Source organism: Candidatus Chryseobacterium colombiense (assembly GCA_029203185.1).
GTDB lineage: Bacteria > Bacteroidota > Bacteroidia > Flavobacteriales > Weeksellaceae > Chryseobacterium > Chryseobacterium colombiense.
Genome location: CP119310.1, coordinates 14,760 through 27,453, shown reverse-complemented (window position 1 = coordinate 27,453; position 12,694 = coordinate 14,760). Strand labels below are relative to the sequence as shown.

At 34.5% G+C, this 12,694-nt stretch carries 13 protein-coding genes; 9 read left to right on the top strand and 4 right to left on the bottom strand.

Going from position 1 to position 12,694, the window contains the following annotated elements:
- Window positions 1–31 precede the first annotated feature (31 nt).
- The 4 genes from P0Y62_00135 (at window position 32) to P0Y62_00120 (ending at window position 4,014) form a co-directional block, all read left to right on the top strand.
- Window positions 32–784, top strand: coding sequence for a hypothetical protein (locus P0Y62_00135; GenBank protein ID WEK69960.1), 753 nt, complete (start codon window positions 32–34; stop codon window positions 782–784).
- Window positions 784–1,455: a hypothetical protein gene (locus tag P0Y62_00130; protein WEK69959.1), complete on the top strand. Its 672-nt coding sequence runs from the start codon at window positions 784–786 to the stop codon at window positions 1,453–1,455. The genes P0Y62_00135 and P0Y62_00130 overlap by 1 nt, the downstream gene beginning before the upstream one ends.
- 123 nt (window positions 1,456–1,578) lie before the next feature.
- Window positions 1,579–3,768 carry a hypothetical protein gene (locus P0Y62_00125; GenBank protein ID WEK69958.1) on the top strand — a complete coding sequence of 730 codons (2,190 nt, stop codon included), beginning with the start codon at window positions 1,579–1,581 and terminating at the stop codon, window positions 3,766–3,768.
- A 9-nt stretch (window positions 3,769–3,777) separates the two neighbouring features.
- Window positions 3,778–4,014: a hypothetical protein gene (locus tag P0Y62_00120; GenBank protein ID WEK69957.1), complete on the top strand. Its 237-nt coding sequence runs from the start codon at window positions 3,778–3,780 to the stop codon at window positions 4,012–4,014.
- Between the two features lie 109 nt (window positions 4,015–4,123).
- Here the strand turns inward: P0Y62_00120 and folP are convergent, their stop codons facing one another.
- Window positions 4,124–4,969, bottom strand: coding sequence for a dihydropteroate synthase (gene folP, locus P0Y62_00115; GenBank protein WEK69956.1), 846 nt, complete (start codon window positions 4,967–4,969; stop codon window positions 4,124–4,126).
- Between the two features lie 112 nt (window positions 4,970–5,081).
- Between folP and P0Y62_00110 the strand changes: the two genes are divergently transcribed.
- The 5 genes from P0Y62_00110 to P0Y62_00090 all read left to right on the top strand — a co-directional run bounded on the left by P0Y62_00110 (window position 5,082) and on the right by P0Y62_00090 (window position 8,329).
- Entirely contained in the window at window positions 5,082–5,648 is a 567-nt protein-coding gene (locus P0Y62_00110; protein ID WEK69955.1) for a DUF1599 domain-containing protein, read from the top strand.
- 1 nt (window position 5,649) lies between these two features.
- Window positions 5,650–6,759, top strand: a complete 1,110-nt coding sequence (locus P0Y62_00105) for a DoxX family protein (protein WEK69954.1) — start codon at window positions 5,650–5,652, stop codon at window positions 6,757–6,759.
- 53 nt (window positions 6,760–6,812) lie between these two features.
- Entirely contained in the window at window positions 6,813–7,163 is a 351-nt protein-coding gene (locus tag P0Y62_00100; protein WEK69953.1) for a TerB family tellurite resistance protein, read from the top strand.
- An 84-nt stretch (window positions 7,164–7,247) separates the two neighbouring features.
- Entirely contained in the window at window positions 7,248–8,006 is a 759-nt protein-coding gene (tpiA, locus tag P0Y62_00095; GenBank protein ID WEK69952.1) for a triose-phosphate isomerase, read from the top strand.
- Window positions 8,007–8,032: 26 nt separating this feature from the next.
- Window positions 8,033–8,329: a hypothetical protein gene (locus P0Y62_00090; protein ID WEK69951.1), complete on the top strand. Its 297-nt coding sequence runs from the start codon at window positions 8,033–8,035 to the stop codon at window positions 8,327–8,329.
- A gap of 44 nt (window positions 8,330–8,373) precedes the next feature.
- Here P0Y62_00090 and P0Y62_00085 read toward each other — a convergent pair whose 3' ends face one another.
- From P0Y62_00085 to dnaG, 3 genes are all read right to left on the bottom strand, one after another.
- Window positions 8,374–9,636: an esterase-like activity of phytase family protein gene (locus P0Y62_00085; GenBank protein ID WEK69950.1), complete on the bottom strand. Its 1,263-nt coding sequence runs from the start codon at window positions 9,634–9,636 to the stop codon at window positions 8,374–8,376.
- Window positions 9,637–9,789: 153 nt separating this feature from the next.
- Window positions 9,790–10,476, bottom strand: coding sequence for an ATP-dependent Clp endopeptidase proteolytic subunit ClpP (gene clpP / locus P0Y62_00080; protein WEK69949.1), 687 nt, complete (start codon window positions 10,474–10,476; stop codon window positions 9,790–9,792).
- 115 nt (window positions 10,477–10,591) lie between these two features.
- A complete protein-coding gene (gene dnaG, locus P0Y62_00075) occupies window positions 10,592–12,577 on the bottom strand; it encodes a DNA primase (GenBank protein WEK69948.1) in 1,986 nt (661 codons plus the stop codon).
- Between the last annotated feature and the right edge of the window lie 117 nt (window positions 12,578–12,694).

Sequence of the window (12,694 nt, the reverse complement as noted above, 5' to 3'; positions counted from 1 at the left end):
TGTTTTTTTATTATCTTTCAAAAAAATAATCATGAAAAAAATAATCATTGTCTGTTTCACAGCCATACTTATTACAGCATGTCAATCCAAAAATGACAAAATCAGGAACTTTATAGACATGTACAACAGATCATCTTCTATGATGACCAACTCCATGATCAAGTCAACCAAAGCCATCAATTCCGGCAATGATGAAATCACCATAGAAGTCAATACATCCAATGAAGCAGGCGACGATATTCAAGCTGATATGATCAAGACATCACTTCCGCAACTGATAGGGCAAGCTATTAAAAGTGAGCCCATAGGAAAGGAGCTTCTTAACAAAGGAGTAAAATTTAATGTTAAAATTTATGGTGTTGGTGCAAGACTTCTGGCAGATGAAGTGCTTGACAACAAAAATATAAAAGGAGATGCCGGAAACGAACTCAAATCGATTGCTAAAGGAAGCTCCGGACCTGATCAACTTAATGCTGTTCTTGATATCTTCAATAAAAATCTTCCGTCTGAGGATTCGTCATCGGGAATAAAAATCATGAGCATCAAAGCAGATGAAGAAAGTAATATTGTTTATTTAGCCCAGGTTCCTGAAAGTTTCGAAAAATTGCTGAAGATAGAAGGTGCTGAACAGATTGTGAAAGATGAAATGCTGAGATCACCGCAGATTCAGCAGATTTTTTCCCAAACCGAGAGATTGGGAGTAAAAAATCTTATCTATAAATACACAGACTCCCAGGGAAAAAGCATTAAAGAAATCGTCCTCACTAAAGAAGATCTGAAATAATGAATGAAAGACCCGTTTGGAAAACGATTTTAAGTATTGCTGTTTGTTTATTTGCGGTGATAAGGCTTGCTATCACATGCAGTAAAACCTCAAACAGATCTTCATATTCTGATACCAGCTATGAGAATGTAAATTCTCTTATTCAGAATTACAGAAATAAGGATTTGCAAAGTAATACTGATGAATCCAATGATTTATTTTACGAAAATTATGACAGTATCAATAAACTTAATGAAGCAGAAAAAGCAATTTTCCGTGTTGTAAAGGTGAAAAGTGATACTTTGGTTCCTGTAGACCTTACTTCAAAAATAAGTGTAGAACCTAAAAGCTTTATTCAGAAAAATCATGATGATTCTTTACAACTGGCCGTAAAGCTTCCTGATAATACAAGCATATTTCTCCATGCATATTCTTCTAAAGATGGTATGATGGATAATTTTAAAGCATTAAAAAAGAAAAAAAATATTGCCAATATAAAACTGAAGCTTGATGAACCCGATTCCAAATTCGTAGGATATACCTATCAGTACAGAGGAAAAAAATATAATGGCTATGCCTTACTGGCAAGAGAAAACGGACAGTTTACCTCCCTTGAATTCGAAAATAATAAGCTATCGAAGGAAGATCTCCAGATGAAAGCAATTACTTTTGTTTCTCAGATCGCCAAATAAAATACTCCCGGAAATCCGGGAGTATTTTATTTTTAAAAGATAATTCCTATAAAACATGATATTAATATCAATTAACAAAACTTTTCCAGAACCATAAATATCACTAATTTTGAAAAGTTTTTTATGAAAAGGATTTTATTGTTTCTATGCTTGTTCATGTATGTTTTTGGTTATTCACAATCAAAAATCACATCCATTGAAACCGTTATCATTGAAGATAAAAGTGATCCTAGAGCCTTAGAAATTTTAAAAAAAGTAAACGCCCTTTTCAGAGAAAACTCTCCCAAATCGCTGGATTCTTATTCTTATAAATCTTACGAAAAAGTTTCGTTAGACATCGATGAAGACAGTATTTCACAGTTTAAAAAATTTTTTGACAATACTCTTTTTAAGAAGAAAAGAGAACAGGATTCTCTCAATAATATTACCGTTCGACAGATATTTTCAAAAAGCAAACTTTTCCTTTGGGAGAGAGCTCAGGAATTTCTGTACTCTAAAAAATATGGCGAAAAGATTAATATTCTGGACAACAGGATCTCCGGTCTTAAGCAGCCCATTTACGAAATGCTTGCGCTTCAGCAAAGTAACAGAGATGTCGTTCCAGATCAGATAAAATACGAAAACAGGAGACTTTATAGATTTTTCCTTACTGACACGGTAGAAATGGACGGAAGAAAAAATTTTGTCATCCGTTTCCGGGAAGTTAATTATAAGAAAAACGACAAAAAAAGAAAATACAACGGAGCCATATATATTGATACCGAAACTTATGGTATTAAAAAGATTGAAAATTTCAGTAAAAACAAAAACGACGGTATCGTTACCAGTACATGGGTTTTCTACAGCAATAAATGGTTTCTCGCCCAGGAAACTGTAAAGCTGAAGATGAGCAATATGGTCATGGAAGAAGAGAACAAGGAAAGACATGAGAAAAAGGATAAAAAAAGTTTTGGCACTTATGCTTTTCTGACTTCCAGATATTTTGATTTTCAGTCTCCTATCCAGCAAAACAAAAGCGATTTCAAAGGCTATACGTTTACCGTAAAAAATGCAGACGGAAAAACATTAAACCAATACAGAACAGATCCTTTGACTGAAAGGGAAACCAATACCTATGCAACGATAGACAGCCTTGGAAAGATTTATAATATTGACAATAAAGCACAGATCTTATCCGGACTGTTAAACGGACAGATACGGATAGGAAACTTCGACTTTGCGATTGATGAAATTGTCAATTACAACGCTTATGAAGGATTTAGGGTTGGACTAAAAGCAAAACTCAATGAAAATTTCAATCCTTATTTTTCTCCCGACTATTATTTTGCTTATGGCTTCAAAGATGATCAGTGGAAATATGGAATTGGGCTTGACATTAAAACTACTTTAGAAAAGAATTCATTTTTCCGTATTGAACATTATAATGATGTAACGGCTTCGGGGGAATTTTACCGAAAACTCTGGAGCTTCAAGATGCGGACTTCAAACTATGGGAATAATCTTAATAACAGCAGATATTTTGAGTTTAAAGGGCTCTCAGTCTCTTATACAAATGATTTAACCAATGCAGTGACTTTGGTTTCCACAGTAAGAAGAAATTCAGAAAGAGCAATGTTTGATTACGACTTCAGAGACAAAGGCGCTGCTTTTGATAACTTCAATACTTTGGTCACTTTAAAATATTCTCCGAACTCTACCAATATTATGACTCCGCAGGGAAAATCGTTATTGGATCAGAAGTATCCTGAATTTTATCTGAATTATGAACAAAGCTACAAATTGTTCGGAGGAGATCTTAATTATTCCCGTTTTGATCTGCTTTTTCTCTACAATTTAAAAACCATGTTGGGAACTACGGGCTTAAGGCTTTACGGAGGAATGGTGTTTGGGGGAGCTCCGATCTGGAAGAACTTTACAATGAACGGACTGGCTTCCACAAGAAATGACTTCAACTTCAACCTTACCTCCTATCTTGGTTTTGCAACTCTTGAAGGTGGAAAATATTATACTGACAAATTTGCAGCGTATTATTTAACCCACAAGCTTCCCTGGTATTTTAAAAGCTTCGGGCAGAATATTTCAAGTTTCGACTTTGTACTTCGAGGAACCATCGGTAATATGGAACATCCCGAATATCATGATTTCAGATATCGAACACTCAACAGATTGTATCAGGAAGTCGGATTGGAATGGAGTAATTTTCTTTCCAGTTATTTTAACTTGGGATTATTTTATAGGGTCGGTTATTATACAACACCAAACTTTAAGCAAAATTTTGCGATACAGTTTAAGCTCAAATTATTAGAATTTTAAAATCAGCATATGCAGAAAATAGAAATAAAAGCAGATCAGTTTTTCGAATTATTAAAATTAAAGGACACTTCCATGTGGGAAATTTTTGCCCAGATGATTGATGGAAATGAGAAAGAAATTATTTTTCTTGATGGTGAAGACAAAATCCTTTTCAATTATATTCTTCCTTCCACAAAAGAAAAAATGGAGGAAGACAGAAAAGAGTTCTCAAAGCAGTTTGCTGATAAACTAGCTGATTTAAACTAAAAAATATTGTGTACAATGTCATTCTGAATGAAACGGAGTGGAATGAAGAATCTTTTGATATTCTATAGATTCTTCCTTTGTCAGAATGACAATGTGCCTTTAAGTAAAATTATTTCAAAAACTCTTCAACCGTTTTCTTCGCTTCAGCTACATCATGTACACGGAGGATTTTAGCTCCTTGCTGCAGCACTTTCATATGAAGTTTCTGTGTTTCTTCGTTAATATCCAAAGGAGATTTTCCCAACGGTTTATAAATAAACGATTTTCTTGAAATTCCGATCAACAGAGGAAATTCCCCAAAACCAAGATATCTGACCTCTTCAATCATCTTCATCTGATCTTCTACTGTTTTTCCAAATCCAAAACCTGGATCTAAAATGATATCATTAATTCCTTTTTCTAATAATTCTTTTGTTTTTTCAGAGAAATATTGATTAACAGATAATGTAATATCCTGAAATTTTATTTTATCATGCATGGTTTCATAAGAAGGATTTACATGCATTAAAATATAAGGAAGTTTGATTTCAGCAGCAGTTTCAAACATATTTTCATCAAACTGACCTCCGGAAATATCGTTAATAATATCAATGCCTTCATTATAACCGAATTTCACCGTTTCGGCGTAGAAAGTATCTAAGGAAATCAGAACTTCAGGAAATTCTTTTTTGATTAAAGAAATTACATTTCCAATTCTTTCAATTTCATCTTTACTGCTTAAAAACTTTGCGTTCGGGCGTGTTGACTGCGGTCCAATATCAATAATTTCAGCGCCTTCTTTTAATAATTGTTCAGCATGCTTCATTGCTGAGGTTTCATTATTGAATTTTCCGCCATCTGAAAAAGAATCGGGAGTAAGATTCAGGATCCCCATAATTTTGGGCGAAGACAAATCGACTAATCTTCCATTACAGTTTAAAGAATGTTCATGGATAGATGATGAAATATTTTGCATATACAAAAATACTAACTTCCTCCTTTTCTAATCTAACTTTCACCTAAAAAACTAAGTACCAATTCCTGCTACCTAAAACCTATTTTGTATCTTTGAAAGATTAAGAGAATTTATGCTAAAGACATCAATACAATTCGAAAAAATTATCAGTCAGTGTCGTGATTTGTTCGGTAAAAAACTGCAAGACTATGGTGCAGCCTGGAGAGTATTAAGACCCAGCTCAATTACCGATCAGATTTATATTAAAGTCAACAGAATCCGCACTTTACAAATGACTGATAAAAAAATGGTGGAGGAAAGTGAAGAAGACGAATTTATTGCGATTGTTAACTACTCCATTATCGGGCTTATTCAGCTTGAAAAAGGTCTTGCCAATGATTTCAGCGAAAATAAAGAAGAAATTTTAAACCTTTATGATAAGTATTCCAATGAAGCAAAAGCTTTGATGGAAAGAAAAAACCATGATTATGGTGAGGCATGGAGAGATATGAGAATTTCTTCCATCACCGATTTAATTTATCAAAAGGTTTTAAGAACAAAACAAATTGAGGATAATCAGGGGAAAACCATTGTTTCGGAAGGTTTAGACGCCAATTATTTTGATATGCTTAATTATGCAGTCTTTTGTTTAATAAAATTCTCTGAAAAAGAAGAAAAAACCGAACCAAAAACTATTTAATATGTTGAAAGCTTTATTACGCTTCGTTATTGCGATTATTTTCATTCTTTCCGGCTTTGTAAAAGCAGTTGATTTAGTGGGCTTCTCTTTCAAAATGGAAGAATACTTCTCACCTTCTGTATTCAATATGCCGTTTTTTGAGAAATTTGCGTTGCTTTTTTCAATTATTGTAGTCGTGTTAGAGCTTTTATTAGGCTTCATGCTCTTATTGAAGTTAAAATTAAAATTTACGCTGTCTTCACTGATTGCGCTTTGTATTTTCTTTGGATTCCTTACTTTTTATTCCGCTTATTTCAACGTAGTAACGGATTGCGGATGTTTTGGAGATGCAATAAAATTTACTCCATGGCAAAGTTTTATTAAAGATGTCGTGCTTTTAGTCGGTTTAATCGTCGTATTTATTTTATACAGAAAAGAGTTTAAGAAAAAAGATTCTTACAGCTACAATCCTAAGAAAGAATCCAATACATTCAAATATATCCTTTTAGGCTTATTTTCCATAGTAATGATCCTGATCGGAGCCCACGGAATTATTCATGAACCTCTTATCGATTTCCGTGATTACAAAATCGGAACAGACATACAGGCCGAGAAACAGAAAATCAGCAAAAACCCTTCGGAATATAAGACTTTTTACAGCCTTAAAAATGAGAAAACTGGAGAAGTTTTAAAGATTAATCAGGACGATTATATCAAAGAAACCAAATATTGGGCAGAAGGTTCTCCATGGAAAATTGAAGAAGGAAAAAACCAATCTGTTTTAATAAAACAGGGCTATAAATCTGAAATTGTAAAGTTCAAGATTGAAGATCCTACCGGTATTGAGCTGACTGAAAGCATTCTTCATGCTCCTAAAGCGATTCTGATATTTTCATATGCTCCTAAAGATGTTTCTCCTGAACTATTAAAACAGGTGGAAGCAAAAGCAAAATCCCAGGGAGCTACGGTTGTGTACGGAGTTTCGACCATTGCCACAACTTTCAAAACGATTCCGAATGCAATGATGGACGGAACAGCTATTAAAACAATTGCCAGAAGCAATCCTTCTGTACTGATCCTTGAAAACGGGAAAATTACAGACAAACTTCCTGCAAAGGATTATCTAAACTAATCCTCTGCATGAGCAAAACTTAAACACTAATTTTTAATTATAACATTGTAAGAATGCAAAAATCAAATAAACCTATTGCGGGTTATCATTTATTAATGATACTTTCTTCTGTAGACGGAGAATTTGCTCCTGAAGAAGGACTACTTATTCAGCAATATCTGGCAGATGAGTTCCCTTTCAGAATGAACCTGGATAATGAGCTTGAAACGCTGGCTCTTTTACAGCCTGAAGAATGGAAAGATCATTTTGAATTTCACGCAAGATGCTTTCATGAAGATTCAACAGAGGATGAGCGTGAAAAATTTGTACAGTTTGCAAAGTCTTTAATAAAAGCGGACAATGTAGTCACTGATGCAGAGCATACGTATTATAAGCTTTTAAAAAATTTGTGGAATATTAATTAATTGAGAACTTAGAGATTACAAGTAGAAATTAGTTAAAATACTAACTTCTAACCTCTAACAATCTAACTTTCAAAATAAAAAACTATGAGAAGAAAAATAGTTGCAGGAAACTGGAAAATGAACAAAAATGTAATTGATGCTCAACAGTTAATGACTCAGTTACTGGAATATAAAAACAACAATACGACCAACTGCGAAGTTTGGATCGCTCCTCCTACATTATATTTAATGATGGCAAAAGACATCTTCGAACAGGATGAAATCGGGGTATTTTCTCAGGATATGAGTGAGCACGAAAGCGGGGCTTATACTGGAGAAATTTCTGCTGATATGCTTGAGTCTATCAATGCAACAGGATCATTAATCGGACATTCTGAAAGAAGACAATACCACGGTGAAACAGATTCTCACTGCAACAGAAAAGTAAAATTGGCTTTAGATAGAGGATTAATTCCTGTATACTGCAACGGTGAAACTTTAGAGCAAAGAAAAGCAGGACAACATTTTGAAGTGGTAAAAAACCAGACTGAAGTTGCTCTTTTCACACTTTCTGCCGAAGAAATTAAAAAAGTAGTCATTGCTTACGAACCGGTTTGGGCGATTGGAACTGGTGAAACTGCAACTCCAGAGCAAGCTCAGGAAATTCATGCTCATATCAGAAGCATCATCGCTGCAAAATACGGACAGGAAGTTGCTGACGAAGTTTCTATCCTTTACGGAGGTTCTGTAAAGCCAGATAATGCAAAAGAAATTTTCTCTCAACCTGATATTGACGGAGGTCTTATCGGTGGAGCAGCTTTGAAATTAGAGGATTTCTCTAAGATTATTGAGGCTTTTAGTTAAAAATAAAGTTTTATTAAATCAAAAATATGAAGAAATTTATTTTCTTATTTTTCGGAATACTTTTGTTTGATATTATTTATGTTTTTGTGTATGATCAATTTTTAATTGATATTGAACCTAATTATCTGAAATATCCTTTTATTTTAATAAAATTTTTGGCCAGTTCACCAGCAATTTTTTTTAACAAATTATTACCATTTTATGCACCGATCCCGGTTTATCAATCAATATTAGCATTAATTGGAAATGTTTTATTACAAACTTTTTTGGTCCATAGAATTTTCTTTAAAAAGAAAAAACTTAACGAAAACGAAAGTATATAACAAAATCGGCGGCATCGAAGATGCCGCCGATTCAAAAAATCTAATTATTGAATATCGACTATATACATTTCACCTTTATCCTGTTTACCTGTTTTAGGTAAAGTCTTTGTTTTAGGATTTCCGTTTCCGTCGTCTGCTACCCCGAAATCATCATCGTTGAAAACAGCCAGTTTATTATTTCCTAAATACACAATTCCTTCAAACTTATCGTGCTCATACCCTATTTTCGCAACCAAGTCAACCGCTAATGTTTTGGTCACAGGTTTTAATCCTGCTGCACTGATTTCATCCCAGGTAGATTGTTCAAGGGTTTTTCCATTGATCTTCATACCGTCTACAGCCGTTAAATCTGTTCCGGAAACATCCGAAGCATTAGCTAAGTTGATTCTGTACACTTTTTTAAGCCCACCTGCAGAACCAAAATTCCCGTCTCTTTCAATCACTAAAAATTCAGTGTTGGTAACAGGTGTAATTTCACAAACCGAATCTGAAGCTCCTCCATCCTGTCTGTATAAATATTGTTTAGTTTGACCTGTCACCAGATCAAAAGTCACGATTCTTGTTAAAGTAGTGTTCGTTGCCAAAGCTTTTGTCGGCACGTACATGGTAGATTGCATTGTTCCTACCAGCATTTTTCCATCCGGTGTCATACACATTCCTTCCATTCCGCGGTTAGGTCTTCTTTTGGCAAAAACAGCAGGCAGTTTTCTAGTTCCTGTATTTAAACCAATCGGACTGATTCTTTCCAGCTCTACTCCATCTGCGCTATAATGAACAATATGAGGTCCGTATTCGTCAGAAACCCAGAATGTTCCGTCTTTTGCGGCAACAATACTTTCACTGTCCAATCCATAATTATCTGTTCCTAAAACACTTCCGTCTGCAGCATAAGCAATTTCTCCCGTACTTCCCATTCCTACAGGATTTGGAAGTCCCGTAATCGGCTGTCCTGAAGGATTTTTAAGTTTGATATATTTAATCACTTCAATCTTTCCTTCTGCATTGATTTTAAAATGCATAATAGTAGGAGTAAAATCCGGAACCAGAATTTTAATTCCATTCGAGTAGGCTACGTTCGGACCACGGTCGGTAATCACATAGAATTCTCCTTTTTGAGTCGGATGTGCCGTTGCTCCAGAACCAAAACCACCATTAATGATATTTACTCCATTCAAAGTTTTTAATGTTGAAAAAGGAAACTCCTGCGGAAGTTTAGAATAATCAATATCCTGATTGATCATATTTTCGTCATTGCTACAGGCAGCCAAAGCCACACAAGCAAAAACAGGCAATAAGAATTTTTTCATTATTTACTTTTATTGCATGCGAAAGTAGATAATGAGTATAAACTTATCTTGAATTCAATAATAATTGTATTTTAAATTTAGCTCTACATACAATTAGACAAAAAAACACATCAAATATATTTGATGTGTTTTTTATTATTTCTTTAAAGAAAATTATTTTTTCTCTTTAGATCTCTGTAGTACTTCATCTACCATTCCGTAACCTTTTGCTTCTTCAGAAGTCATCCAGTAATCTCTGTCAGATGCTTTTTCTACCCAGTCGTAAGTTTGTCCTGAATGTTCAGCAATAATGTCGTATAATTCTTTTTTCAGCTTCAACATCTCTCTCAAATTGATCTCCATATCAGAAGCCACCCCTTGAGCTCCTCCTGAAGGTTGGTGAATCATCACTCTTGAATGTTTAAGAGCAGAACGTTTACCGTTTTCACCTGCAACCAATAATACAGCTCCCATTGAAGCTGCAATTCCTGTACAGATCGTAGCTACATCAGGCTTAATGATTTGCATGGTGTCATAAATTCCTAATCCCGCATATACACTTCCACCAGGAGAATTGATATAAATCTGGATATCTTTGGAAGGATCTGCACTTTCTAAGAATAGAAGCTGAGCTGTTACAATATTAGCAACCTGATCATCGATACCTGTTCCCAAAAAGATAATTCTGTCCATCATCAGGCGTGAAAAAACGTCCATCTGGGCAACATTTAATCTTCTTTCTTCCATAATGTATGGCGTCAGATTTGTCGGTCCATACATTCCCATATACTGATCGGTTACCAAACCGTTGTTTCCTAAATGCTTTACAGAGAAATCTCTGAATTCTTTTTTAATGTCCATATTTCTATTGGTATTATTTTAAATTTTTTCAAAGTTTAAATTACAACTTTTATTCCTAAAATTATATAAGACTTTTTGTCACAGAAGAGAAACTATTATGAAGCAGTTTGTCTTATTATCTTTTTCTGTCTCCATAGATTCCTTTAATCGGAGAATATTCAATAATATCACTCAAACGTATGGAAGCCTGTTTCAGCAACGTTATTTTCTGAATAAGCTCAAAATACTTTACAGGATCAGAATCCCTGTGTTCATCAAGCTCAACAGCGGTCTGTTTTATTAAATAATCGATGTATCTGTATTTATGAAGCAGTACATCGCCTTTCACCTGCTCAGCAATTTTATCACCATAATTGGGCGGATAAATATTTCTGGATGCCCAGTTTTCAAGATCATCCAACGGGATTAATGCATCCACAACTTTTGAGGTAATCTCTTCATCCATAAAAGATACAAAAAAGTTTCCGCTTCTCAGTTCATCATTTTGAATGCCTTCTTTTACCTGACCAATGATCATTTCATTTCCTTTTACTAAAAATTCATAATGCTCTTCTTCAAAATGCTGCAGAATTTCTTCTATAACGGTAATCTGATATTCTTCATTATGATCATCTTTCCTTTTCAGAACCACATCTCCAAACATCAGCATATGATCTACCAGTTTATTTTCCATGAATAAAACATCATACAAAAACGGATCTCCCTTTTCTTCATCCAAAGGCACAATCTCCATTTTCACAGGAGCTGCATTTTCCTTCTGCTGCTGAACGTGCTGATTCTGATTTTGAGTCACCTGGCGCTGAACATCCAGCTCATTGAATAAACTCTGCTCGGAAAGCCCAAATTTATTGGAAACTTCTTTTAGGTAAACCTCTCTTTTTAAAGCATTCTGAACAAAACCCACCGACTTTACAATATCCCTGATCGCTTCAGCCTTTTTAATAGGATCATTACCAACTTCTTTTAAAAGAATTTCTGCCTTAAAATCAATAAAATCCATCGCCTCATTTTCGATGAATTTCTCTACATATTCCTGAGAATGTTTTCGAGCGAAAGAATCCGGGTCATCACCATCTGGGAAAAGAAGAACACGGATGTTCATTCCTTCTGTCAAAAGCATATCGATACTTCGGAAACTGGCCTTAATTCCGGCATTATCACCATCAAAAAGGATCGTAACGTTTTCCGTCAATCTTTTGATCAGCTTAATCTGCTCTGTGGTTAAAGAAGTACCGGAACTAGCCACAACGTTCTCAATTCCTGACATATGAAGTGAAATCACGTCCATATATCCTTCCACCAAAAGACATCTATTTTTTCTCGAAATCGCCTGCTTACTTTGGTTTAAACCATATAATACATTCGATTTATGATAAATTTCCGTCTCCGGAGAGTTGAGATATTTTGCAGTTTTGACATTACTTTTCAGGATTCTGGCTCCAAAACCTAATACTCTTCCCGAAAAACTATGAATCGGAAAAATGACCCTTTCACGAAAACGGTCAACTCCAGCAGGTGTATTTTCCGGAAAGATGGAAAGTCCGGATTTTTCTAAAATTTCCTTGGAATATCCTTTTTCTAAAGCATATGCTGTAAACGCATTTTTCTTTTCCGGAGAATATCCAAGCTGAAATTTTTTAATAATATCATCCCGAAGCTCCCGTTCTTTAAAATAAGATAATCCAATTGCCTTTCCTTCTTCGACCTCCCAAAGGAAATTTTGGAAAAAATCATTGGCAACTTCATGAATTTTGTATAATAAATCTCTTTCTGACTGTGCATTTTTTGCTTCTTCAGAAAAATCTTTCTGATCTTCTTCGATCTCGATTCCGTATTTTTTTGCAGCGTGACGAAGTGCTTCAGGATACGTGAAGTTTTCGATTTCCATTAAAAAAGAGATTGCAGTTCCTCCTTTTCCCGTTGAGAAATCTTTCCAGATCTGTTTACTTGGTGAAACTACAAAACTCGGAGATTTTTCATCATGGAACGGACTGAGTCCTTTATAATTAGACCCTGCCCTTTTCAGCTGCACATATTCGCCAACAATCTCTTCTACACGTATTGTTGAGAATATTTTATCTATGGTCTGTTTGGAAATCATGCTACAAAAATATACAATTTTATATAGAATCTTAGTATCAAAAACTCTGCATTATCCGTAAAATTATGATTATAAGTAATTTTATTTTTAGTTATTTTTGAAAAAATTTGAAACTTA

Coding starts and splice junctions, on each gene's coding strand:
- P0Y62_00135 (WEK69960.1), top strand. CDS start 32: ATGAAAAAAATAATCATTGTCTGTTTCACAGCCATACTTATTACAGCA.
- P0Y62_00130 (WEK69959.1), top strand. CDS start 784: ATGAATGAAAGACCCGTTTGGAAAACGATTTTAAGTATTGCTGTTTGT.
- P0Y62_00125 (WEK69958.1), top strand. CDS start 1,579: ATGAAAAGGATTTTATTGTTTCTATGCTTGTTCATGTATGTTTTTGGT.
- P0Y62_00120 (WEK69957.1), top strand. CDS start 3,778: ATGCAGAAAATAGAAATAAAAGCAGATCAGTTTTTCGAATTATTAAAA.
- folP (WEK69956.1), bottom strand. CDS start 4,969: ATGCAAAATATTTCATCATCTATCCATGAACATTCTTTAAACTGTAAT.
- P0Y62_00110 (WEK69955.1), top strand. CDS start 5,082: ATGCTAAAGACATCAATACAATTCGAAAAAATTATCAGTCAGTGTCGT.
- P0Y62_00105 (WEK69954.1), top strand. CDS start 5,650: ATGTTGAAAGCTTTATTACGCTTCGTTATTGCGATTATTTTCATTCTT.
- P0Y62_00100 (WEK69953.1), top strand. CDS start 6,813: ATGCAAAAATCAAATAAACCTATTGCGGGTTATCATTTATTAATGATA.
- tpiA (WEK69952.1), top strand. CDS start 7,248: ATGAGAAGAAAAATAGTTGCAGGAAACTGGAAAATGAACAAAAATGTA.
- P0Y62_00090 (WEK69951.1), top strand. CDS start 8,033: ATGAAGAAATTTATTTTCTTATTTTTCGGAATACTTTTGTTTGATATT.
- P0Y62_00085 (WEK69950.1), bottom strand. CDS start 9,636: ATGAAAAAATTCTTATTGCCTGTTTTTGCTTGTGTGGCTTTGGCTGCC.
- clpP (WEK69949.1), bottom strand. CDS start 10,476: ATGGACATTAAAAAAGAATTCAGAGATTTCTCTGTAAAGCATTTAGGA.
- dnaG (WEK69948.1), bottom strand. CDS start 12,577: ATGATTTCCAAACAGACCATAGATAAAATATTCTCAACAATACGTGTA.